Below are 22,657 nucleotides of genomic sequence, written 5' to 3' on the forward strand. Positions count from 1 at the left end.
CATGATTTCCTTTAGTCGTGTAGCCTTCAACTATTAATTTATATGGCCAAAAAATCTATTGTTCAGTTACACATATAGTATATAGAGATCACTTTAACTATTCCGCTATATCTTAGGTTTTATCTTTTTGTCATAAATCATGAAAATTATAGTGTTATCATCTCATACCCCGAGTCTATTTTGGTTTCGGATAGATATGATGCGTGCATTTATAAAAACAGGCGCTTCAATTGTCGCCGTAGGACAAGAATCTGAAAATATATGGGGTGACAAGTTTGCAGCAGAGGGAATTGCATATAGACAAATTCCCGTAAGTCGCAATGGGCTTAATATACTGGCCGACATCAAGACTTTTGGGGCTTTAACACAATTGATTAGAGAGATCAAACCCGATAAGATATTTACATATCAAGCCAAGACAATTGTTTACGGCTCTCTTGCAGCGCGTATTGTTGATAAGCACATCGAGGTTTATCCCATGATGGCAGGACTAGGTTCTATTTTGAGAAGCAAAGGATTGAAGAATGAGATAATTAAGTGCGTTTTAAACATTCAATATTCATTGGCATTTAGGAACTCATGCAAGGTAATTTTTCAAAACTCTGACGACAAGGATGAAATAGTAAGACTCGGTCTGGTATCAGAAGAAAAAACCGCTCTTGTCCATGGATCAGGGGTTAATGTATCAAAATTTATTGAAAGTCCTCTTCCCTCAGAAAGGAAAGCTATTCTTTATATCGGGCGTCTGATAGCCGACAAAGGAGTTCGGGAGTATCTTTCTGTGGCTAAGAAACTTAAAATCAACCGACCAGAGACTCGTTGTATACTCGTAGGCCCGTTTGATACAAATCCAAGTGCAATTACTGTAGAAGAACTTCAACCCTATATTGATAATGGAATTATAGAATATTTTGGCGAACAAAAAGATGTACGTCCTTATATAAAACAATGTTCCGTGTATGTGTTACCGTCTTACCATGAAGGTACTCCCAAATCAGTTTTGGAAGCAATGGCTATGGGACGTCCTATTGTCACATCGGATGCTCCAGGTTGTCGCGAAACGGTTGTCAACGGCAAGAATGGTTTTCTCGTTCCTGTGAAAGATGTAGATGCACTTGAAAATGCAATTGTGCAGATTCTTGACAACGAAAATCTAGCAGCTTCATTCGGGAAGGAAAGTCGCAAAATGGCTGAGAATATTTTCGATGTAAATAAGGTGAATGCAGATATAATGAAGATTATGAAAATATGAATTATTTGATTTTATTTATTATTCTATTCTTAATCGAGCAAGTATATTTCCGCATAGCAGATCGATTCAACATCATCGACAAACCCAACGAACGGAGTTCTCACAAAAGTATCACACTCCGGGGGGGGGAATCATATTCTTGTTCGGAGCTTGGCTTTATGCCGCATTCTTTGGATTACAATACCCTTGGTTCCTGACAGGTCTCTCCCTGGTTGCCATCATCAGTTTCATCGATGACATTCACTCTTTACCCGACAGCATTCGCTTGGTCGTGCAATTTATCGCCATGTTCCTGATGTTCCAGCAATTTGGAATTCTGAATTGGGAAAGTTGGTGGATCATTCTCATTGCCCTGATCGTGTGTGTCGGAGTGTCGAATGCATACAACTTCATGGATGGAATCAACGGAATTACGGGAGGGTACTCTTTAGCCATCATGCTGCCTTTGATCTTCATCAATGCGAAAACGCCGTTCATCGATCCGAATTTCCTTTATGTCGCAAGTTTAAGCCTGCTGGTTTTCTGCTTCTTCAACTTCCGGAAGAAAGCCAAATGCTTTGCAGGCGATGTGGGGTCTCTGAGCATTGCCTTTATCGTCATTTTTGCCCTCGGACGATTGATCCTGCAGACTGGAGACTTCACCTATATTCTTTTCCTGGCATTATATGGTGTAGACTCCGTACTGACAATCTGCCATCGAATCCTATTGCACGAAAATCTGGGACAGGCTCATCGCAAACATGCCTACCAACTGATGGCCAACGAACTGAGAATCCCTCATGTTGTGGTATCCTCCATCTATATGGTCATTCAGCTCGCAATCTCTTTTGGATTGATCCTGCTGCCGATCAACCATTGGATCTATGCAATAGTCGTTCTGCTACTATTGACCTTCGCCTATCTCCTCTTCATGAGGAAATACTACCCACTGCATGAAGCCTATCTGAAATCCAAACAAGCCTAATCATGCTTATCGACAATAAACTTCTGGACGAGGTAGCGGCATTGGCCCGAACCTCGGAACGCCTCCGCATGAACCGCGACATGCGAAATTCTACGGACGACACATCGCAACGGATGCTGAATGCGTTGGAGATCGGCACCGTGCTACCAATTCACCGGCATCCTACGACATCCGAGACCCAACTTCTGCTGCGTGGAAAGATCGACGTAATGTTCTACGATGATCATCGCCGTGAGATCGAGCGCTTCCACCTCGATCCTCGAAACGGAATGTATGGCGTCGATATTCCGGCCGGTACCTGGCATAATCTCGTTGTCATTGAGCCTGCCGTCATCTTCGAAGCCAAGGACGGAACCTATAAGCCCATCTCGCCCGAGGACGTTTTATAGATCCCAACTCATCCACGTTATACGGCCCGGAAGAATAATCTTTCGGGCCGTATCCATATTCCATATCCAACACCCCGCAAAACCCCGAAACTTCCTCCCCTACCAACCGTACTCCACGGCTCGTTAACCGAAAAATCGGCGACAGAGTTTTGTTCCGGTGACCGGCCTGCGCTATCTTTGTGGAAAAATCCGAAAACCATGAAAAGACGCGTATTCATTACGGGCGGTGCCCACGGAATCGGAAAGGGTATCGTCGAGGCCTTTGCCCGACAAGGTGATGAAGTGGTCTTCTGCGACATCGATTCCGTCCTCAGTGCCCAAACCGCAGCCGAAACCGGAGCCCGGTTCTGTCAGCTGGATGTTACCGATGCCGTCAGCCTCGAAAGATGCATGCGGGAGCTCTTCGAGACCTGGGGCGACATCGACATCCTGGTGAACAACGTCGGGATCAGCCCCTTCAAGCCCCTCACCGAACTGTCGATCGAGGAGTTCGACCGGGTCATCGCCACCAACCTGCGCCCGGTCTTCATCACCTCCCGCCAGTTGGCGCTCCACCGCCAGCAGAACGGCAACCACAACTATGGCCGCATCATCAACCTCTGCTCGACCCGCTACCTGCAGAGCGAGGCCGGAACCGAGGCCTACTCCGCTTCGAAGGGCGGCATCTACTCGCTGACCCATTCGCTGGCCGTCTCCCTGGCTCCGCTCCACATCACGGTCAATGCCATAGCCCCGGGTTGGATCCACGTCCGCGAAGAAGAGCAGCTGCGTCCCGAGGATCACGCCTTCCACCCCTCGGGGCGGGTCGGAACCCCGGAAGACATTGCGCGCGCCTGCCTCTTCCTGTGCGACGAGGCAAACGATTTTCTCAACGGGCAGACTCTGACAATCGACGGCGGTGCCACCATCCGAATGATCTACCCGGAATAGCGATCGACTCACCTAATATATAATAACAAGAAGCGCCCCGGGAATCTCCGCTCCGGGGCGTCTTTTTTTGTGCTTTTCATACACTTTTTTCCGCCACCAGGAAAGAGAAAAAAATTATCGGCAAAAAGTTTGGATTGTTCATTTTATTACCTATTTTTGCAATACCGTATGCAAAACAGGGAGCAACGCGGAAATTCAGCGAGAGCCATTCGGTAACGCAAAAAATTCGGGTTCGAATTTTATTGGGAGGTAAATACTTAATTTTCAACCAGAAGAGCCTCTCTCTCCGCCAGGAGACGCTCAATGACAGCGAACTGCACCGAAACGTCCGGCTACAAGGCCGGACGTTTTTCTTTTTCCGGACCCGCCCGGTGCGACAGCCGCTCCGGCTTCCCGCCCCATCGTCCCCACCGTCCCCGCCGTCCCCGGCGCCTCCTCCGTTTCCGGCCGGACAGACCGGACAGAACGCCGGGATATGCCTCGAATAGGCCCGTTTGTTTTGGCGCGTTCCATTGACGGATCATCGTTTTTTTTGTAATTTGCGGCGATTTTGCCGCTTTGCCGCAAACACGCACGCGCAAAAGACAGGCCGACGGCCTGTCTTTTGCCGGATTCCGAAACACGCTGTTTCCACAAATGCTGAAAAAAATTCTCAAACATACGCTCCGGACGCTGCTCGTCATTCTCCTCGTCCTGCTGCTGGTCCCGGCGCTGCTCTATGTTCCGGCCGTTCAGGACCTGGCCCGGCGACGGGCCGTCGCCTATGCCTCCCGGACGCTCGGCATGGAGGTCTCCGTCGAACGCATCCGCCTCGCCTTTCCGCTGCGGCTGACGGTGGACAACACCCTGCTGGCCGACAGGACGGACACGCTCCTTCGCTGCGGAAGGCTCTCGCTCGACGCCGCCCTGTGGCCGCTGATCCGCAAAGAGGTCGTCATCCGGAGCTTCGCGCTGGAACGCGTCGCCGCCCACTACAAGGACACCTTGGCGGGCATGGATCTGCGCCTGGCTGCGGGAGAGTTGTCCCTCGAAGCCGTCCGCGCCGATCTTTCGGCCAACACGGCCGGCATCTCCCGGCTCGTTCTCGCCGACGCGGACATCCGGCTGAACCTGACCGAAGCGGCTCCCGCCGAGAAAAAGGAGAGCGCCGCCGCCCTGCCGTGGACGGTGGGACTCGACAGAATCGCGGTCTCGAGCCTCGCCTTCGGGATGCGGACCTCCCCTGCGGTCTCCGAACTCTCCGTCCGCCTGGCCGACGGGAGCGTCGACACCTGCCGGGTGCTGCTGGACAGCCAGCAGGTCTCCGTGAAAAGCGTCCTGCTCGACCGGGGCGCCTACTCCTACCTCACCGGACCGGCCGAAGCGGAAAGCGGGACTTCCGCCGGGACGACCGAAGCGTCGGCACCATGGACCGTCCGGGTCGGCCGCGTCGCGCTGACCGACAACAGCGTCGAATACGGCCGGCTGGGCCACCGTCCCGCCGCGGGGTTCGACCCGGCGTTCATCGCCCTCGCGCCGCTCGACCTCACGATTGATTCGGTGTACAACCGGGGCGCCGACATCGCGCTGCAAATCCGCCGGACGGCGTTCACCGAACGCTGCGGGCTTTCGGTCCGCGACCTGACCGGACGTTTCGGCATGGACGCCTCGGGCATCGTCCTCTCCGGCCTCGACCTGCAAACCGCCTTCTCCCGAATCCGGGCGGAGCTCACCGCCGGGGCCGGAATCCTGAAACTGGAGCCGGCTTCGCCGCTCGACGCCGCCCTTTCGGCCGACCTGAACACAAAGGACCTGAAATACCTCTCCCCGGAGGCGGTCCCGCCCGTGCTGGACGACCGGACCGTCCGGCTATCGTTCTCCGCGGCGGGAACTCTGAGCGACCTCGGAAAGACGCAGCTGGAAATCTCGTCGCCCGGACACCTCGACCTCAAGGCCGACGCCGCGGCGAAAAACCTGCTCGACGCCAACCGGATGGAGGCGTCAGCCCGCTTCGAGGGCGACTTCCGGGACCTTGCGTTCCTCAAGGCGCTGCTCCCCGACACGGTCCTGCGGAGGCGCGTGGCGATTCCGGCCCTGATCCGGCTCCGCGGCTCCGCCGGGGCGGACAGGGGGACGTTCTCGACGGCTTCGACACTCTCGGCCGACGGCGGCGAACTTTCCGTGAAGGGGCGGTTCAACCCCCGCGAACAGAGTTACGACGCCGCGATCCGGGCCGACAGCTTCCCGCTCAACAGTTTCCTCCCGGCCGATTCGCTGGGGATCGTCGACCTGGCCCTGCAAGCCCGCGGCACGGGCTTCGACCCGCTGCTGCCCCGGACCCGGACGAGCCTCCGGGCGCAGATCGACCGCGCGGAGTTCGGCGGACGCGACTTCGGGGGCATCGAACTCGACGCAGAACTCGACAGCCAGCGTCTTTCGGGACGGATCTCCGACCGCGACGAGGCGCTCCGGCTGCTGCTGTCCGTCTCCGGAACGCTGACCGAACGCGAACAGCGCATCGGCCTCTCGGGCAGCGTCTTCGGGTTCGACCTGGCCGCGCTGGGCGTCAGCCCGGAGCCGATCGGCGGATCGTTCGCCCTCGATGCCTCCGCATCCGCCGCCGGAAAGGGGGCCTATGCCGCCCGCATCGCGCTGGACAGCATCGAAATCCGGAACAAACACCGGACGGACCGCATCCGCCCGACGAGCGTCTCGCTGCACACCGACTCGGCCGCAACCCGGGCCGAAGCGGCTTCCGGCGACCTGTCGCTGACGTTCTCCACGCCCCAATCCGCTGACTCGCTGATCGCGGCGCTGACCCGGAGCGCCCGGACGCTGGCCGGACAGATCGACGCGCAGAGCATCGACATGGAGCAATTGAAACCCGCGCTCCCCGACTTCGCCCTGCGGGTCTCGGCGGGTCCCGACAACATCCTCAACAGCCTGCTGAAATCCCGGAAGATCGCCTTCGACGCGCTGAACGCCGAAGGGGCGAACTGCGACTCGCTGCCCGTTTCGATCCGCCTGCGCACGGAGGGACTGGCCTACGGGAACGTGGTCCTCGACACCGTGACGGCCGACATCCGCCAGAACGGGAAACGGCTGGAATACGCCCTCGGGCTGGCGAACGCCCCCGAGAACCTCGACAACATCGCCCGGGCCGGACTGTACGGCCACCTCGTGCGGAACACCGGGCAGGCGAACCTTTACCAGCGCAACCGCGCCGGCCGCGAAGGATTCCGCTTCGGGCTGGACGTGACGTGGACCGACAGCCTGGTCCGCGCGAGCGTGACGCCTCCCGACCCGCTGTTCGGTTTCGAGCCGTGGACGGTCAATCGCGGCAACTACCTCGCATACCGCTTCGACAAGCGCGTGGAGGCCGACCTCGACATGACCCACGGCGACCAGCGGTTCGCGATCCGCACGACCCCGGGCGGCGACGCCGACGACGACATCCGCCTCGACATCGCCGGACTGAACGTCGGTCCGGCGCTGGGGCTGTTCCCCTCGGCCCCGCCCGTCGACGGCGTGCTGGGCGCGAACCTGACGCTGAATCTCGCGGCGGACAGCCTCTCCCTCCGGGGCGGGGTCTCGGTGGCGGAGCTGACCTACGACAAACAGCGTTTCGGCAGCGTCGACCTCGGGCTGTTCTACAAACAGGACCGGGGACACCTCGCCGACGCGCGTCTGACGCTCGACGGAGCCGAGGTGCTGACCGTGCAGGGGGACTGCCGCGAGGGGCGCGAAAGCCCGCTCGACCTGACGGTGACCGTCCCGGGCTTCCCCTTGCAGCGGGCCAACGTCTTCCTGCCCGCCGACCTGCTCCGCCTTTCGGGCAGCCTTCAGGCCAGGGTCCACGCGGGCGGCACTCCCGAGCGGCCGAAACTCGACGGAGGCGTGCGGTTCGCCGGGACCGACGTCCGCGTCCCGATGATCGGCACGTCGTTCGGCCTCTCCGCGGACACGATCCGCATCGCCGGCAGCCGCATCCTGTTCGACGAATACGCGGTTTACGCCCCGAACAAAAGCGCGCTGACCGTCGGCGGCGAGGTCAGCCTCGCCGACTTCGGGCGCATGACGGCCGACCTCGCGCTGCGGGCCTCGGATTTCCAGTTCGTCGACGTGGCCCGCAAGGCCGGCACGGCGGTCTACGGCAAGGCCTATCTCGACCTCGGCGCCACGACCAAAGGTCCCGTGGACGAACTCGTCGTCCGCGGCAACGTCGCCCTGCTGGGCGGCACGGACATCAACTACGTCATGCAGGACTCGCCGATGGACGTGAAGGAACGCCCGCAGAATGTCGTGACGTTCGTCTCGTTCAGCGAGCTGGACACCCAAACCCCGGACGACACGCCGCAGGAGGTACGCATCGGGGGCATGGACGTGCTTATAAACGTCGACATCAACAACGACGTGCAGGCCGCCGTGGACCTCTCGGCCGACGGCAGCAACCGGATCGACCTCCGGGGCGGCGGCAACCTCACCTACACGATGAACCCGCTGGGCGACGTCCGCCTGTCGGGCAAATACGTGCTTTCGGGCGGAAGCGTGCGCTACAACCCGCCCGTCATCTCGCAGAAAATCTTCAAAATCACGCCGGACAGCTACGTCGAATGGATCGGCGACATCGCCGACCCGGCCTTCAACATCACGGCCGTCGAGACCGTGCGGGCCAACGTCTCCTCCGACGGGCAGGACTCCCGGCCGGTGAATTTCGACATCTCGATCAACATCCGCAACTCGCTCAACGACCTGGCGATCAGTTTCGGCCTGGCGGCCCCCGAGGACCTCGCCATGCAGAACCAGCTGAACTCGCTGACGGCCGAGCAGCGCGCCAACCAGGCGATGAACCTGCTGATCTACAACACCTACACCGGCCCGGGAACGACCGCGAAAGTCAGCTCCGAGAATCCGCTCAACACGTTCATCCAGAAGGAGCTGAACCAATGGGCGCAGAACAACCTCAAGGGCGTGGACCTCTCCTTCGGCATCGACTCCCACGGCGAAGACGACCCCAACGGCCAGCGCACCGACTACTCCTACCGGCTCTCGAAAAACCTCTTCAACAACCGCGTGCGGGCGGTCATCGGCGGCAAGTTCAGCACCGACGCCGACCCGTCGCAGAACCTCAAGGAGAACCTGATCGACGACATTTCGCTGGAATACATGCTCACCAAACGCGACAACATGTACCTGAAAGTCTTCCGCCACACGGGCTACGAGAGCATCCTCGAAGGCGAGATCACCGAAACGGGCGTGGGTTTCGTCATCCGCAAGAAACTGTCGCGGCTGGGCGACCTGTTCAAGCCGATGCGTCCCAAAACCAAAAAACCGAGAAAATGAGTCCGCAGCGCATCCGAAACATCGTTCTGCCCCTCTGCGCCGTGCTGCTGGCGGCCTCCTGCTCCACCACCCGGCGGCTGGGGAGCGACGAGGTGCTGTATACGGGCGTGAAAAAGATCCTCATCGAGCCGGATTCGGGCGTCGTGCTCACTCCGGCGGCCGAGTCGGCGGTGAAGGAACCGCTGTCGGTCGCACCGAACAATCCGCTTTACAGCCCCTACCTCCGCACCCCGCTGCCCGTCGGGCTGTGGGCCTACAACTACCTCTATACGCCGAAGGAGAAAGGATTCAAATACTGGTTCTACAAGCGGCTGGCCAAACAGCCGGTGCTGATCTCCAAGGTACAGCCGCAGCTGCGCACGAAGGTCGCCGAGCAGGTCCTCGAAAATTACGGGTACTTCGGCTCCCGCGCCGCCGACTCCCTGCTCTACCGCAAGCGCGGCCGCAAGGCGAAAGTCCGGTACACGCTCGGCATCGCACCCGCATGGCACTATTCGTCCATCGCCTATCCGCAGGTCGGCGGGGGTCTGAAACAGCTGATCGACAGCCTGCAAGCCACCTCCCTGCTGCGCGTCGGGGCGCAGTACAACCTCGACTCGCTCACGCTCGAGCGCAAACGCATCTCCCAGCTGCTCCGCAACCGGGGCTACTACTATTTCCGTCCCGAATACATGGAGTACCTGGCCGACACGACCGCCGGCCGACGGCAGGTCGCCCTGCGCCTGAACCTCCGGCCGAACGTTCCGCAGGCGGCCCTCATGCCCTACCGCGTGGGCGACGTCACGGTCCGCCTGACCAACATCAAACCCGGCCCTGCGGATACGCTGCGCCTGCCGGACGCGACCGTCATCGCCCAGCGGCCGCTGAAAATCCGCCCCCGGGTCCTGTCCCGCGCCCTGACGCTCCGGCCCGGGCAGCTCTTCACCGTCGACGCCCAGAACCGGACGCAGACCGACCTCAACAAACTGGGGATCTTCCGCTCCGTCAACTTGAGCGTCACGCCGCTCGACTCGCTGCGCGGCTCCGACACGCTCGACGTGGAGATCGACGCCCGGTTCGACTACCCGCTGGAGGCGGCCCTGGAGACCGACGTCACCTCGAAGTCGAACAGCTTCATCGGCCCGGGCGTCACCTTCCGGGTCAGCAACAACAACCTCTTCCACGGCGGCGAGGTCCTCTCCGTGAAGCTGAACGGCTCCTACGAATGGCAGACGGGCAACAAGAATTCCGGGGGACGCTCCTCGCGGCTCAACTCCTACGAACTGGGGCTGAACGCCAACCTCGACATCCCGAGGCTGCTGCTGCCCCGGAGCATGACGCGCCGGCAGAAATACCCGGGGAGCACGTCGTTCCAGCTGGGCGTCGACCTGATGAACCGTCCCAGCTTCTTCCGGCTGATCGCCTTCAGCGGTTCGGCGGGCTACAACTTCCAGACCTCCCCGTACAGCCGCCATTCGCTGACGGTCTTCAAGCTCACCTACAACAAACTGCTCCACACGACCGACTCCTTCGACCGGACGATGGACGAAAATCCGGCCATCGCCATGAGTTTCCGCAACCAGTTCGTGCCCTCGATCAACTACACCTACACCTTCGAGCGAACCTACGGCGCCACGGGCAACCGGCGCTTCTACTGGCAGAACAGCGTCACGTCGGCCGGCAACCTGCTTTCGGGCATCCTGCGGGCCTTCGGCGAGCGGCAGCCCCAGACCCTCTTCGGCAACCGTTTTTCGCAGTTCGTCAAGGAGGTCAGCGAAGTGAAGTTCTACCACCGCATCGGCCGCCGCAACAACTGGCTGGCGACGCGTCTCCTCGTCGGCGCGGGCTACGCCTACGGCAATTCGGAGGTGATGCCTTACAGCGAACAGTTCTACATCGGCGGTGCCAACAGCATCCGCGCCTTCACCATCCGGTCGCTCGGCCCGGGCAGCTACCGCCCGCCCGCGGACGACCGCAACGGCTACCTCGACCAGACGGGCGACTTCAAACTGGAAGCCAACATCGAATACCGCTTCGGCATCATGGGGCGGCTCAACGGAGCCGTCTTCCTCGACGCCGGAAACATCTGGCTGCTGAAGAAAGACCCCAAACGTCCCGGAGCCGAACTCAAATGGAAAGGCTTCCTGAACGACATCGCGCTGGGAACAGGCTTCGGACTGCGCTACGACATCAGTTACCTGGTCATCCGCGCCGACCTCGGCATCGGCCTGCACACCCCCTATCCGAACCCGGACAAGAAGGGCTACTACAACATTTCCAGTTTCAAGGACGGTCTCGGATTCCACCTGGCCATCGGGTATCCGTTCTAAACGTCCGCTCCGGCAAGGCAGGACGCCCGCCGCCATACCCGCGCCAAAGGCCTCCGGACGCGCCGCCCTTCGGCGTCCGCATCCGTCCCTTCGATCCTTTCCGGTCCGCAGAAATCGCGGCCGTCACTTCCCGTTCGCAGAAATCCCTTTCGCCATTCCCGGCGGCATGCCGCATCGCTGCCGCACCTGCGCCATGCCCCTTCGTCCCCGGACAGCGGCTGTTCCGGACGAACCGGTCCCGTCCGGACATCTGCGCATACCATTCCGACCATCCGGTCCGGAACGCGGCGGAGCGCCCGGGTTATCCGGCCATTCCGCAAGCATCAAATGCACGGAGAAGAGACAGCTTGCAGCTGCCATATAATACCGAATTTACGAGAATACAATTTTCAATACGAAAACAAACCCAAGGGTTAAGGTTGTAGTTGCCCGCACAAATTCCGATCTGCATTTTTGTTCAGATTACCCCTTTGAAAGAACAAAAACAGCCAATATGACTACGACTCCTCCCGAAACTCCGAATGCCTCTGTAAACACACGTTCATCATCCCATCCGTCATCGCTGTTTCAGTAAGTCCGGGTAGATTCTGTTGGCTTCCCATCAACCATCAAAATCCGCTTAATATGTACGTTTCCGAACACCTGAAATGGCGCATTCTGATTGCGCAAGCCCTCAAATCGTTCCACTTCGAGCGCGAAAATGCCAACCGTAACCTCAAACTGGTCTTCGAGACCTTCGGCAAGTATCTGTTAGGCACGACCTACGACACGTTCCTGAACTACCTCAACAAGGAGAAGTACGACATCTCGAAACTCAAACTGCCGCCGTACATCCTGATCGCGCTGAAACTGCTCGACGCCATCCGGCTCGCGTGCGACCGCCTGCATGCCCGCAGGCCGAACGCCTCGTGGACGCTGACCGCAATCGTCGAGGAAGTGCTCGCCGTCGTGCGCGAGAAAGAGACGGAGCACCCCGGCCGGAAAACCCGCGTCGACTGACCCTGAACCGCAAAAGAAACCGGGCTGCAAGATCGCTTGCAACCCGGTTTTCGCATGCTGCGGAAAGAAGGGGATTCGAACCCCTGAAACCCTTTAGGGGTTTACTCGCTTTCCAGGCGGGCCAGTTCAACCACTCCTGCATCTTTCCGAAAGGTGCCCCAAAAGTACACAATATTTCCCGATTCTGCAAATAGCGGCGCTCTTTTTCCGTTCATCCGCCCTGCGGACGGGCCTTTCAGCGGATAAAACTCGTCACGACCCGCTCTTCCGGTTCGGGACGGCCTTCCGAAGCCAGCAGTCCGGCCCGGAGCATCCGCGCCATGTTGCGGGCCAGCACGCGCATCGTCTGCAACCCTTCGGCGTCCTGCGCCGCCTCGCCCGGCAGCCTCCCGTGGACGCTGTTCCAGTATTGCGACGACACGACGGGCATGTTTGAAATCGTGAAATACTTGTTCAGCCGGTCGAACGTCGCGCTCGCCCCGCCCCGGCGGCATACGGCCACCGCCGCGGCAGGCTTGTAGGCCAGGCGGTCGGAACAGGAGTAGAACAGCCGGTCCAGCAGGGCGCACAGCGACCCGTTCGGCCCGGCATAGTAGACCAGCGAACCGACCACCAGGGCGTCGGCCCCGACGAGTTTCTCGCGAACCTCGTTGTAAAGCGCGTCGTTGAAGACGCAGCGCCCCAGTTCGGCGCACTTTCCGCAGGCGATGCATCCCTGCACGGCCTTGGTTCCGATCGAGACGATCTCCGCCCCGACGCCCTCGGCTTCGAGCGCGCGGGCCGCTTCGGAAAGCGCGATGAAGGTGTTCCCCTCGCGGCGGGGACTTCCGTTGATAAGCAGTACTTTCATAATTGCGGGTATTTCATGCAAAAACAATCATTTTTGACTTATTAGTCAAAACGGGTGCTGAAACGCCTCAAAAACAGGAAAACGCCACGCTATAGGTCAAAACGGGTGCCGATAGCGTGGCATTCTATTTGATTTTCAGTATATTTTGGCATTTGAAAATATAGAAATTGCATTATGAACAAAAAAATGCCCGACATGCAATTCCCCCATTGTAAAGAAGGACGGAAAACGCAAAAGCGTCCAACGATACAAGTGCATGGTTTGTGGACGCCGCTTCAGCGGCGGGCGTGATTTTACAAAAGAAGACATCTGGGAGATGTACCTGCACGGCAAGCAGACAATAGCCCAGATCAGTGAAACTACAGGTCTCAGTGCTTCGACCGTGACACGTCGGCTTGCCTCCATTTCGTTCAGCTGGGAACAGCCTAGGATCAAAGGAAGCGGTGTGATACATCTCGACGCCACGTATTTTGGGCGCAATACAGGAGTGCTGCTGGCTCTGGAAAGCGGAAGCGGCAGACTTCTTTACATGAAGCATATCGCCCACGAGCACATCAGTGATTACGAGGACGCTGTGAAACATATAGTAGGATGCGGGTATGCCATTCAGGGGATTGTCATTGATGGTTTTCAAAAGCTGTTTACCGTCCTTTCGGAATACAGAATACAGATGTGCCAGTTCCACATGGTGGCGATAATAAGAAGAAAACTGACCAAGAATCCGCAACTTGAGGCAGGAAAGGAGTTATTGGATCTTGCATACCGTCTAAAAGACATGAATGAAAGTGCATTCGTCAGTGCATTTGAGAAATGGAAGAGGAAATGGCATGACTTCCTGAAAGAAAAGACGGTCAACGAGATTACCGGACGCACGATATATACCCATCAACGGCTCAGATCTGCCATGGTCAGCATATCGACCTACCTTCCTTTTTTGTTTACATACGAGAAAGTCAGAGGTATGCCCAACACAAACAATATGATCGAAGGCACATTCACCGACATGAAGAAAGCCTTGCGGAATCATCCGGGAATGATTGAGGAAAACCGCAAGCGGATGATGAACGGGTTTTTCTTGGCATATGCCAAATTGCATAATGAAAAAGGAGACAACCGCTAAGGCCATCTCCTGAATCGCATTATGCATATTGGACGGCTTTATTCCTGGCGGAGGTGCTCCCCAGCAGAGCTCCGTTACGCTTTAAGCCGCAATGCAAAATAACAAAATACAGATGAATCCACCAAAAACGGGTGCCATTTTCAGCACCCGTTTTGACCTATAGAGCGAAAGCGCTCGCATCAAATATGTGTTCAAAAGTTTTGAATGGTCATATCATACTGACAGACACCAGTATTACAACGATTTTAGCACCCGAAATGACCTATACGCCTCATTTTTTCCACTCCCCGTACACATTCCGCGCCGAATCTAAAACCGCACGGCAATTCCGTGCGGCAACAAAAAAGGGGGATTCCGAAGAATCTCCCTCACTCTCAAACCTAACCGGCGACTACTTGTTTGCCTCGGCCTTCTCGCAGCACGATTTCTCGCAGCAGGCCTTGGTCGAATCGGCCTTCTCGGCGCAGCATGCAGCCGTCGAATCGCACTTCTCGGCGCAGTTTGCGCAAGCCGAAGCTTCGGTAGCGGCAGCGGCGGCAGCGCCCTCGGCAGCCTTCTTGTTCGAATTTCCACAGCAGCCTACCATTGCGACGGCAGCCAGGACGATGACAAAAGAGACAATCTTTTTCATGGCGTTAAACATTTAATTGTTAATTGTTCCGTAACGCCGCAAAGTTAAATATTCGCCCGGGAAAAGCAAAGAAAAAAGAATTATTTTTCGAAACCGGACTTTTATTGGTCCAAAAGGTTGGAAATCGGGGATTTCTCCCTCTTCAGCTGCTTGAGAAAAGCCTTCGGGAAGGTCGCCGACACACGCCCCTTGAGCATGATGGCCTCCTCCTTGGTCAGGCAGTTGCCCGCCGAAACGATGAAATAGGGAATCTCGTAATCCACGTAAACCTTCACGTCGGGATAAGTCTCCTCGAACAGCGCCTTGGCGGCAAAAGCCCCGTCGCGCGCCGCAGGCCCGTTGTCCGAAAAGACGCAGACCCGGTGAAAACCCTCGAAATAGAGCCGCTGCCCGGCGCGCGCGGCGTCGGCCACGGCGCGTGCGGCGTCGTCATGCTCGGTGACGGTGACCTGCGCCCGGTTGAAAAGCGTCGCCCCGGGCGTGGGTTCCGCCAGACGCTGCTTAAAGGCGTCGAGCGACTGCGCGTGCGCGGAAACGGCCGCGCACAGGAGAATCGGCATGAGGAAAAGCAATCTGCGCATTATTTCAACTGTTTTTTAACGTCCTCGATCGTAAGGCCAAAGGTATTCAAAAAATCCGACAACGGCATCCGTTCGCGCGAAATTTTCACGGGAGCCGGGCCTCCGCGCCCTTCCACGGCATACGACACCTCGACCTGCGACAGATCGCCCGACTTCACCTTCCGGGCCAGCACGTAGAGCGCCAGCGGGTCGGAGATTTTCAGTTGCCACAAGGTCCGGAAGCTGTCCGTCGTACGGCGGGGCACTTCGACCGCCTCGCGCAGGACGACCGTCCCCACACGGCCGCCGGCATAGTAAACGCCCATTTCCGCGGCATCGAGCACCAGCTTGTAACCCGTATCGTTCATCACCCGCACGACCACCTCGGCGCCCGTCAGTCCCTGACGCTCGACCCTTTCAATGCCCTCGAAGCGGATGTTGCGCCGGGCCTTCTCCACGGCGCGGCGGCACGAAGAGAGCGACACCGCGACCGCCAGCAGCAATACGTACACCGAATAACGTTGTATCATCTTCATCTTTCTCCTATATATATTTGTGCGATACCGAAACTCTGGCTCCGCGCCCGGCAGTTGCGAAATCCCGCCCGGGCCATCATCGCCATGAACTCCTCCGGCGCGGGAAACTCCCCGACCGAGGCCGGAAGATACTCGTAGGCCCGTTTGTCGCGCGACACCAGCCCGCCGATGCGGGGCAGGATTTTGTAGGAATAAAATTCGTACAACGCCCGGAACACCCGGTTGCGGGGACGCGAAAACTCCAGGATAACGACTTTGCCCCCGGGTTTTATTGTGCGGGCCAGTTCGCGCAGCCCGGCCCCGAGGTCTCCGAAGTTGCGCACCCCGAACGCCACGGTCGCCACATCGACCGACGCATCGGCCACAGCGAGACGCTCGGCATCGCCCCGGTCGAGGACGATGCGCCCGTCCAACCCCCGGGCCTCGATCTTGCGGCGTGCCACGGCGAGCATCTGCTCCGAAAGGTCCACCCCGAGCACCTGCACGTCGCGGATGCGGCGGGCCATGGCAATCGCCAGGTCGCCCGTTCCGGTCGCCACGTCCAGGATGCGGCCGGGCTTTGCGCGGCGCACCTCGCCGACCACGCGGCGGCGCCACACGCGGTCGATGCTCATCGAAAGCGTATGGTTCAGCAGGTCGTACTTCGGCGCGATGTTGTCGAACATCTCGCGCACCTCCTCCTTTTTGGTCTGATCTGTATTGTATGGTTTCATTCGTATCTAATCGTTTCTTCGGGCTTCACGGTGGAGACCACGGCCGTCGGGATCACCAGCAGGGCGACGATCGCGGCGACGAACCCCGCGTTGAGCGCCAGCCACCAGCCCCAGCCCAGCGACACGGGCACCTCCGAGAGCAGGTATCCCTCGGAGCTGAGCTTCACCAGATGCGTCCATTTCTGCACGAGGCACAACCCCAGTCCGGCGGCATTGCCCCACGCCAGCCCCCGCAGGGTCACCAGCGCCGCCCGCCAGAGGAAGATGCGCCGCAGGCAGCCGTTGCGCATCCCGAGGGCTTTCAGCAGGCCGATCATCCGCGTCCGCTCCAGCACGAGGATCAGCAGCGCCGAGGTCATGTTGAAGAAGGCCACCACGAGCATGATGACGATCACCACCGCGGCGTTCACATCGTGGGCCTTCAGCCAGTCGAAAATATTGGCGTACCGCTCCCGGACGCTCGTCACGGCGAGGTTTTCGGAATCTTCGGCATCATCGTACAACAGCGTCCGGCCCAGCGTCCGGGCGAACGTGTCGGCGCCAGCCAGCGAGCGCGTCAGGATCTCGTAGCCCGAAATCTCGTCCGGTCCCCACTCCGAGAGCCGCTGCACGTTGCGGATGTCCGTCACGACCACCACGCCGTCCATCTCCTCCATCCCCGACTCGTAGACGCCCGCCACCTTGAAACGGTCGCGGCGCGGCATTTCGCCCGGCTCGACGAACAGCATCTCGACCTTGTCGCCCACGCCCAGCAGCAGTTTGTCGGCCAGCGTGCGCGACAGCAGGATGTCCTTCGTGCGGACCTCGCCGCCCACACGGGGCAGCTCCCCCGCGACGAGCCATTCGCGGAAATACGACCAGTCGTAATCCGCCTCGACACCCTTGAGCATCACCTCGCCCACGGCGTCGGCCGTGCGGACGATGCCCCCCTTGACGGCATAGGGAGCCATCGCCACGAACCCGTCGGTCCGGCGGATCAGCTCCTCGACATGCGCGCTGCGGCGCACGGGCTGCGCATCGAGCGCGTTCACGCCCCTTATGTCGGTCACCGCGACGTGAGCCGCAAACCCCGTCATCTTGCGCGCCACCTCGCGTTTGAAGCCCATGATGACGGCCATCGCGAGGATCATCACCGCCATCCCCAGCGCCACCGACACCACGGCGATACGCTCCATCACCCCGGGCTTGTTCCCGGGCGCGGGCTGCGCCATGCGGCGTGCGATGAAAAAGGCGAGATTCACGGTGCGCTGTCTTGTCGAAAATTTGTACAAAGTAACATATAAATTTCGTATTTCCGGTATCGTAACGACACTTTTTATCAGCCGGAAGGTTTTACAAACGCGCCCGCAATTCTGTTTTGCAGCCATCCTACTTTTTTGTATCTTTGCGGAAAACAAACGTTTTTCGTATGCAAAAACAGGCATTGATTACGGGAGCCACTTCGGGCATCGGACGCGCCACGGCGCTCCGGCTGGCAAAGGAAGGATACGCCGTCATCGCCACGGGCCGCCGGGCCGACCGGCTCGCGACGCTGCGCGCGGAGATCGAAGCGGCGGGCGGCCGCTGCACGACGCTCGCCTTCGACGTGCGCTCCGAGGAGGAGGTGCGCCGCAACCTCTCTCCGCTCGAAAACATCGACCTGCTGGTCAACAACGCGGGTCTCGCCGCCGGACTGGAGCACATCGACCTGGGCGACACGCGCGACTGGGACGCCATGATCGACACCAACGTCAAGGGGCTTCTCTACGTCACGCGCGTCATCGCGCCCAAGATGGTCGCCGCGGGCCGCGGGCACATCTTCAACATCGGCTCGATCGCCGGGACCGAGGCCTACGAGAACGGCGCGGTCTACTGCGCCTCGAAACACGCCGTGCACGCCATTTCGCAGTCGATGCGCGCCGACCTACTTTCGGCCGGGATCAAGGTGACGGAGATCCGCCCGGGAATGGTCGAGACCGAATTTTCCGAAGTGCGTTTCCACGGCGACAAGAAGCGCGCCGACGCGGTTTACGACGGCGTCGAACCGCTCACCGGCGCCGACATTGCGGAAGCAATCGCATGGGCGGCACAATTACCCGCCCATATGAACGTTAATGATATGGTGCTGATGCCCTCGCAGCAGGCGGGAGCGTATTACACGCACCGGAAAACAAAACAGACAACGCTATGACATTTCCTATGATTGCCCTGCTCCAGGCAGGTTACTATGCAGAGCCGCACGCCGCGCGCTACGACGCCGCGACGATGGGCATGTTCGTCCTGATCATCGCCATCGGCGTCATCGGGTTCATCGTGCAGGCGCGCCTGCAATCGGTGTTCAAGAAGTATTCGAAGGTGCAGTTCCCCGGCGGGCTGACCGGCGCCGAGGTCGCCGAGAAGATGCTGCGCGACAACAACATCCACAACGTGAAGGTGACGCACGTGGGCGGACACCTCACCGACCATTTCAACCCGCAGACGATGACCGTCAACCTGAGCGACTCGGTCTACTCGTCGTCGAGCGTCGCCGCCGCGGCCGTGGCGGCCCACGAGTGCGGCCACGCCGTGCAGCACGCCCGCGGTTACGCCCCGCTGACGCTGCGTTCGCAGCTGGTTCCCGTCGTGCAGTTCGCCTCGACGGCCGCCACGTGGGTCATCATCCTGGGTCTCGTCATCCTCGCCTCGACGCAGAACGAACTGCTGTGCTGGATCGGCGTGGGCATGATTGCCATGTCGGCCCTCTTCTCGCTCATCACGCTGCCCGTCGAGTACAACGCCTCGGCCCGCGCCGTGGAGTGGCTCCAGACCAGCCGCACGATGCAGGGAGCACAGCTCGCGCAGGCCAAAGAGGCCCTCTCGTGGGCGGCCCGCACTTACCTCGTAGCGGCGTTGAGCGCCATCGCGTCGGTGCTTTACTACGTCTTCCTGATCCTCGGACGGCGCGACTGACCCACCGATGAACACCCCCGGAAAAGATTACACCCACCACAGCTGGCTGGCGGCCGCAGCGCTCATCGCAGTGCTCGTGGCCGTAAGTTTCATCCCTCCGCAAAGCGTCGGGGGCGTGAAACTCCGCCGTGCCAACATCCTCTCGGACCTCCTTTCGTTCGACGACGCCGAAGCGGCCGAACCCGCCGCCGAGCCGGCGCTCTTCGACGAAGAGGAGTTCCATATCGACATGGCCGCCGTCGCCGAACGCATCGAGGCCGACACCACCCCGCGCGAGGTGCAGATCACCTACGAATGGCTCCTCGCGCAGGACACGGCCCGCCGCGAACGCGCCGTGCCCGACTCGGCGCGCTTCGTCGCGACGCTGACCCCGATCGAGGATTTCAGCGACAGCGGACGCATCCGAGCCTTCTGCGACACGCTGCTCAACGCTCCGCGCCCGGTGCGCATCGCCTTCCTGGGCGACTCGTTCGTCGAGGGCGACATCCTCACGGCCGACCTGCGCGAACGGCTCCAGTCGGCCTACTCGGGCGGCGGCGCGGGATTCGCCCCGATGGCCTCGCCGCTGACGGCGTTCCGGCGCACGGTCAAAACCCAGTCGAAGGGCTGGACGACCTACAACATCATGCAGCGCAAAGCCGCACCCGCGCGCCTGCGCGAGAATTTCTACGTCTCGGGCTGGGTGAGCCAGCCTGCGGCCGGGGCTTCGACCCGCTGGGAGAGCACCGACTACCGCAAACGCCTCGATTCGTGCACCACGGCGCGCGTCTTCTTCCTCTCGCCCCGCGACAGCCGCGTCGAGGTGACGCTCAACGACGCCCAGCGCCGCGAATTCGACATCGCGGGCGATGACGCCGTGCGGCAGATCGCCGTTTCGGCCCCCCGTGTCCGCTCGCTCGCCTTCAAGGTGCTCTCCGGCGCGGAGGACTTCGTCGGCTACGGAGCGGTTTTCGAAGGCCGGGGCGTCGTGGTCGACAACTACTCCGTGCGCAGCAACAACGGGCAGGCGATGTTCTGGACCAACCCGTCGGTCAACGCCCAGATCAACGCCATGCTGGGCTACGATCTGGTGGTGCTCCAGTACGGGCTGAACATCATGCAGCCGGGCGTGAAGAACTACACCAACTACGCCGGACAGATCGAGAAGATGATCGCCTATGTCCGCCAGTGCTTCCCGGGGGCGGCGGTGCTCGTGCTGGGCGTCAGCGACCGTTCGGTGAAGACCGACGCCGGATTCGAACCGATGGACGCCATCCCCCACATGCTCGACTGCCAGCGCCGTGCGGCTCGGAACACGGGCGCGGCCTTCTGGCCCACGTGCGACGCCATGCGCGCCCTGGGCGGCATGGAACAGTTCGTCAAGAACGGCTGGGCGGGCAAGGACTACACCCACATCAACTACGCCGGAGGGCGCCGCGTGGCATGGGCGCTGTTCGACGCCATCAACGCCGGAGTCTCGGAAGTCTACACCGAGCAGCGGATCGCCAGCCTGCGCCGCACGGCGGCGCAGGCCGTCCTCGACTCGGCGCGCAGGGCCGCCGTCGACCGCAGCATCCTCCCGTCCTCCGCACCCCTTAACCCGCGCGCGCAATGACCTTTCCCGCAACGGACGGCATCACCGACAGGCTCCAGGCGCTGTTTGCCTACGACGCCTCCTCGCCGCTGATTTTCAGCAGCGGGCTGTTCCTGTTCCTCTTCGCGGGATTCCTGCTCGTTTACAGCGTCTTCCGCCGCGCACCGATGGCCCGCATCGTCTACGTCATCGCCTTCTCGCTCTATTTCTACTACAAGTCGAGCGGCATCTATTTCCTGCTGCTCGTCTTCGCCGCGGCGAGCGACTTCCTGATCGCCCGGGGCATCTACCGGGCGCGCTTCCGGTGGACGAAACGCTGGCTGGTGGTATTGAGCGTCGCGGTGAACCTCGGCATGCTGGGGTATTTCAAGTACACGAACTTCCTCATCGACATCTCCAACCAGCTGTTCGGACAAGGCTTCCTGCAATTCCAGAACATCTTCCTCCCGGTCGGCATCTCGTTCTTCGTTTTCCAGTCGATGAGCTACACCATAGACATTTACCGCGGCCAGCTGAAGCCTTTGTCCAACTGGCTCGACTATCTCTTTTACCTGTCGTTCTTTCCGCAGCTGGTGGCCGGCCCGATCGTCCGCGCCCGGGACTTCATCCCGCAGATCCGGCAGAACCCGGTCGTGGTCACGCGCGAGATGTTCGGCACGGGCGTCTTCCTGATCCTCACGGGCCTGTTCAAAAAGGCGATCATTTCGGACTACATCTCGCTCAACTTCGTCGACCGCATCTTCGACGAACCGCTGCTCTACTCGGGATTCGAGTGCCTGATGGGCATCTACGGCTATGCGCTGCAAATCTACTGCGACTTCTCGGGCTATTCGGACATGGCCATCGGCATCGCCCTGCTGCTGGGCTTCCGCTTCCCGAAGAACTTCGACGCACCCTACAAGTCGGCGACGATCACCGAGTTCTGGCGGCGGTGGCACATCTCGCTCTCGACGTGGCTGCGCGACTACCTCTACATTTCGCTGGGCGGCAACCGCAAGGGCCGCATCCGGACCTACGGCAACCTGCTCCTGACGATGCTGCTGGGCGGACTGTGGCACGGCGCAGCGGTGCGTTTCATCCTCTGGGGCGGACTGCACGGCGCGGCCCTGGCGCTGCACAAACTCTGGATGGCCCTCGTTCCGGGCGCCAAGGCCACCGGAGCGCAGATGCACTGGTGGAGCCGCGCGGCGGGCATGCTCCTGACGTTCAACATCGTCTGCCTGGGGTGGCTGATGTTCCGCGCCGAGTCGATGCAGACCGTCTCGCTGATGCTGCACCAGATTTTCGAAAACTTCAACGCCGCGATGATCCCGCAGGTCGTGACGGGCTACGCCGCCGTCTTCGCGCTGATCGCCGCGGGTTACATCCTGCACCTGCTGCCGTCGGCCGTCGACGCCGTCGCGCAGCGGATCGTGGTCCATGCGCCGCTGGTTCTGCAGGTCCTGATGGCCGCGGCGATGATCTGGTGCGTCATGCAGATCAAATCCAGCGACATACAGCCGTTTATCTATTTCCAGTTCTGATACGTATATGGACCCGCTCATGCATCCCGGAATGTCGTTTTCGCCGCTTGCAGCGGCG

The 22,657-nt window shown here is 59.9% G+C and carries 16 protein-coding genes, 1 tRNA gene and 2 pseudogenes; 12 read left to right on the top strand and 7 right to left on the bottom strand.

All coding sequences use genetic code 11. The features are described from left to right. Positions 1–139: 139 nt before the first annotated feature. The 7 genes and pseudogenes from NQ492_RS06440 to NQ492_RS06470 all read left to right on the top strand — a co-directional run bounded on the left by NQ492_RS06440 (position 140) and on the right by NQ492_RS06470 (position 12,165). Positions 140–1,252, top strand: coding sequence for a glycosyltransferase family 4 protein (locus NQ492_RS06440; protein WP_044054333.1), 1,113 nt, complete (start codon positions 140–142; stop codon positions 1,250–1,252). Next, positions 1,249–2,216: pseudogene (locus NQ492_RS06445) on the top strand (MraY family glycosyltransferase). Before NQ492_RS06440 ends, NQ492_RS06445 begins: the two are co-directional and overlap by 4 nt. Positions 2,217–2,218: 2 nt before the next feature. Then, positions 2,219–2,605 (top strand): WbuC family cupin fold metalloprotein, encoded by a 387-nt coding sequence (locus NQ492_RS06450; RefSeq protein ID WP_015547090.1) that lies wholly within the window; start codon positions 2,219–2,221, stop codon positions 2,603–2,605. 198 nt (positions 2,606–2,803) lie between these two features. Continuing rightward, positions 2,804–3,535 carry an SDR family NAD(P)-dependent oxidoreductase gene (locus tag NQ492_RS06455; RefSeq protein ID WP_044054332.1) on the top strand — a complete coding sequence of 244 codons (732 nt, stop codon included), beginning with the start codon at positions 2,804–2,806 and terminating at the stop codon, positions 3,533–3,535. A gap of 636 nt (positions 3,536–4,171) precedes the next feature. Beyond that, a complete protein-coding gene (locus NQ492_RS06460; protein WP_015547089.1) occupies positions 4,172–8,857 on the top strand; it encodes a translocation/assembly module TamB domain-containing protein in 4,686 nt (1,561 codons plus the stop codon). Then, complete coding sequence (tamL, locus tag NQ492_RS06465) at positions 8,854–11,166, top strand: translocation and assembly module lipoprotein TamL (protein ID WP_015547088.1); 2,313 nt, start codon at positions 8,854–8,856, stop codon at positions 11,164–11,166. Before NQ492_RS06460 ends, tamL begins: the two co-directional genes overlap by 4 nt. 624 nt (positions 11,167–11,790) lie before the next feature. After that, entirely contained in the window at positions 11,791–12,165 is a 375-nt protein-coding gene (locus NQ492_RS06470; protein WP_015547087.1) for a hypothetical protein, read from the top strand. Positions 12,166–12,225: 60 nt separating this feature from the next. Here the strand turns inward: NQ492_RS06470 and NQ492_RS06475 are convergent. Together NQ492_RS06475 and NQ492_RS06480 are read right to left on the bottom strand one after the other, a co-directional pair. Continuing rightward, positions 12,226–12,313, bottom strand: a tRNA-Ser gene (locus NQ492_RS06475). Between the two features lie 87 nt (positions 12,314–12,400). Next, the gene (locus NQ492_RS06480) at positions 12,401–13,015 is read right to left on the bottom strand and encodes a flavodoxin family protein (protein WP_015547086.1); all 615 of its coding nucleotides are present in this window, start codon (positions 13,013–13,015) and stop codon (positions 12,401–12,403) included. Between the two features lie 181 nt (positions 13,016–13,196). Between NQ492_RS06480 and NQ492_RS06485 the strand changes: the two are divergent. Then, a pseudogene (locus tag NQ492_RS06485) lies at positions 13,197–14,135 on the top strand (IS256 family transposase, variant Zn-binding type); the annotation flags it as partial. Between the two features lie 391 nt (positions 14,136–14,526). Here the strand turns inward: NQ492_RS06485 and NQ492_RS06490 are convergent. The 5 genes from NQ492_RS06490 to NQ492_RS06510 all read right to left on the bottom strand — a co-directional run bounded on the left by NQ492_RS06490 (position 14,527) and on the right by NQ492_RS06510 (position 17,816). After that, positions 14,527–14,766 (bottom strand): hypothetical protein, encoded by a 240-nt coding sequence (locus tag NQ492_RS06490; protein ID WP_015547085.1) that lies wholly within the window; start codon positions 14,764–14,766, stop codon positions 14,527–14,529. Between the two features lie 101 nt (positions 14,767–14,867). Then, entirely contained in the window at positions 14,868–15,347 is a 480-nt protein-coding gene (locus NQ492_RS06495; protein WP_015547084.1) for a hypothetical protein, read from the bottom strand. Then, positions 15,347–15,862: a hypothetical protein gene (locus NQ492_RS06500; RefSeq protein WP_015547083.1), complete on the bottom strand. Its 516-nt coding sequence runs from the start codon at positions 15,860–15,862 to the stop codon at positions 15,347–15,349. The genes NQ492_RS06495 and NQ492_RS06500 overlap by 1 nt, the downstream gene beginning before the upstream one ends. Further along, positions 15,859–16,575 carry a bifunctional demethylmenaquinone methyltransferase/2-methoxy-6-polyprenyl-1,4-benzoquinol methylase UbiE gene (ubiE, locus tag NQ492_RS06505; protein WP_015547082.1) on the bottom strand — a complete coding sequence of 239 codons (717 nt, stop codon included), beginning with the start codon at positions 16,573–16,575 and terminating at the stop codon, positions 15,859–15,861. Before ubiE ends, NQ492_RS06500 begins: the two co-directional genes overlap by 4 nt. Continuing rightward, the gene (locus NQ492_RS06510; protein ID WP_044054771.1) at positions 16,572–17,816 is read right to left on the bottom strand and encodes an ABC transporter permease; all 1,245 of its coding nucleotides are present in this window, start codon (positions 17,814–17,816) and stop codon (positions 16,572–16,574) included. The genes ubiE and NQ492_RS06510 overlap by 4 nt, the downstream gene beginning before the upstream one ends. Positions 17,817–17,983: 167 nt before the next feature. Between NQ492_RS06510 and NQ492_RS06515 the strand changes: the two genes are divergently transcribed. From NQ492_RS06515 to NQ492_RS06530, 4 genes are read left to right on the top strand one after another with little or no spacing between them, the layout of a single operon-like run. Next, positions 17,984–18,745: an SDR family NAD(P)-dependent oxidoreductase gene (locus NQ492_RS06515; protein WP_015547081.1), complete on the top strand. Its 762-nt coding sequence runs from the start codon at positions 17,984–17,986 to the stop codon at positions 18,743–18,745. A gap of 8 nt (positions 18,746–18,753) precedes the next feature. Continuing rightward, positions 18,754–19,503, top strand: a complete 750-nt coding sequence (locus tag NQ492_RS06520; RefSeq protein ID WP_015547080.1) for a zinc metallopeptidase — start codon at positions 18,754–18,756, stop codon at positions 19,501–19,503. A gap of 7 nt (positions 19,504–19,510) precedes the next feature. Further along, positions 19,511–21,097, top strand: a complete 1,587-nt coding sequence (locus NQ492_RS06525; protein ID WP_015547079.1) for an SGNH/GDSL hydrolase family protein — start codon at positions 19,511–19,513, stop codon at positions 21,095–21,097. Then, the gene (locus NQ492_RS06530; protein WP_015547078.1) at positions 21,094–22,599 is read left to right on the top strand and encodes an MBOAT family O-acyltransferase; all 1,506 of its coding nucleotides are present in this window, start codon (positions 21,094–21,096) and stop codon (positions 22,597–22,599) included. The genes NQ492_RS06525 and NQ492_RS06530 overlap by 4 nt, the downstream gene beginning before the upstream one ends. Positions 22,600–22,657: the final 58 nt, after the last annotated feature.

It is taken from the genome of Alistipes shahii WAL 8301 (assembly GCF_025145845.1).
GTDB lineage: Bacteria > Bacteroidota > Bacteroidia > Bacteroidales > Rikenellaceae > Alistipes > Alistipes shahii.

What these genes read in the sequence shown, in the direction of transcription:
- NQ492_RS06440 (WP_044054333.1), top strand. Translation starts at nt 140, where the DNA reads ATGAAAATTATAGTGTTATCATCTCATACCCCGAGTCTATTTTGGTTT.
- NQ492_RS06450 (WP_015547090.1), top strand. Translation starts at nt 2,219, where the DNA reads ATGCTTATCGACAATAAACTTCTGGACGAGGTAGCGGCATTGGCCCGA.
- NQ492_RS06455 (WP_044054332.1), top strand. Translation starts at nt 2,804, where the DNA reads ATGAAAAGACGCGTATTCATTACGGGCGGTGCCCACGGAATCGGAAAG.
- NQ492_RS06460 (WP_015547089.1), top strand. Translation starts at nt 4,172, where the DNA reads ATGCTGAAAAAAATTCTCAAACATACGCTCCGGACGCTGCTCGTCATT.
- tamL (WP_015547088.1), top strand. Translation starts at nt 8,854, where the DNA reads ATGAGTCCGCAGCGCATCCGAAACATCGTTCTGCCCCTCTGCGCCGTG.
- NQ492_RS06470 (WP_015547087.1), top strand. Translation starts at nt 11,791, where the DNA reads ATGTACGTTTCCGAACACCTGAAATGGCGCATTCTGATTGCGCAAGCC.
- NQ492_RS06480 (WP_015547086.1), bottom strand. Translation starts at nt 13,015, where the DNA reads ATGAAAGTACTGCTTATCAACGGAAGTCCCCGCCGCGAGGGGAACACC.
- NQ492_RS06490 (WP_015547085.1), bottom strand. Translation starts at nt 14,766, where the DNA reads ATGAAAAAGATTGTCTCTTTTGTCATCGTCCTGGCTGCCGTCGCAATG.
- NQ492_RS06495 (WP_015547084.1), bottom strand. Translation starts at nt 15,347, where the DNA reads ATGCGCAGATTGCTTTTCCTCATGCCGATTCTCCTGTGCGCGGCCGTT.
- NQ492_RS06500 (WP_015547083.1), bottom strand. Translation starts at nt 15,862, where the DNA reads ATGAAGATGATACAACGTTATTCGGTGTACGTATTGCTGCTGGCGGTC.
- ubiE (WP_015547082.1), bottom strand. Translation starts at nt 16,575, where the DNA reads ATGAAACCATACAATACAGATCAGACCAAAAAGGAGGAGGTGCGCGAG.
- NQ492_RS06515 (WP_015547081.1), top strand. Translation starts at nt 17,984, where the DNA reads ATGCAAAAACAGGCATTGATTACGGGAGCCACTTCGGGCATCGGACGC.
- NQ492_RS06520 (WP_015547080.1), top strand. Translation starts at nt 18,754, where the DNA reads ATGATTGCCCTGCTCCAGGCAGGTTACTATGCAGAGCCGCACGCCGCG.
- NQ492_RS06525 (WP_015547079.1), top strand. Translation starts at nt 19,511, where the DNA reads ATGAACACCCCCGGAAAAGATTACACCCACCACAGCTGGCTGGCGGCC.
- NQ492_RS06530 (WP_015547078.1), top strand. Translation starts at nt 21,094, where the DNA reads ATGACCTTTCCCGCAACGGACGGCATCACCGACAGGCTCCAGGCGCTG.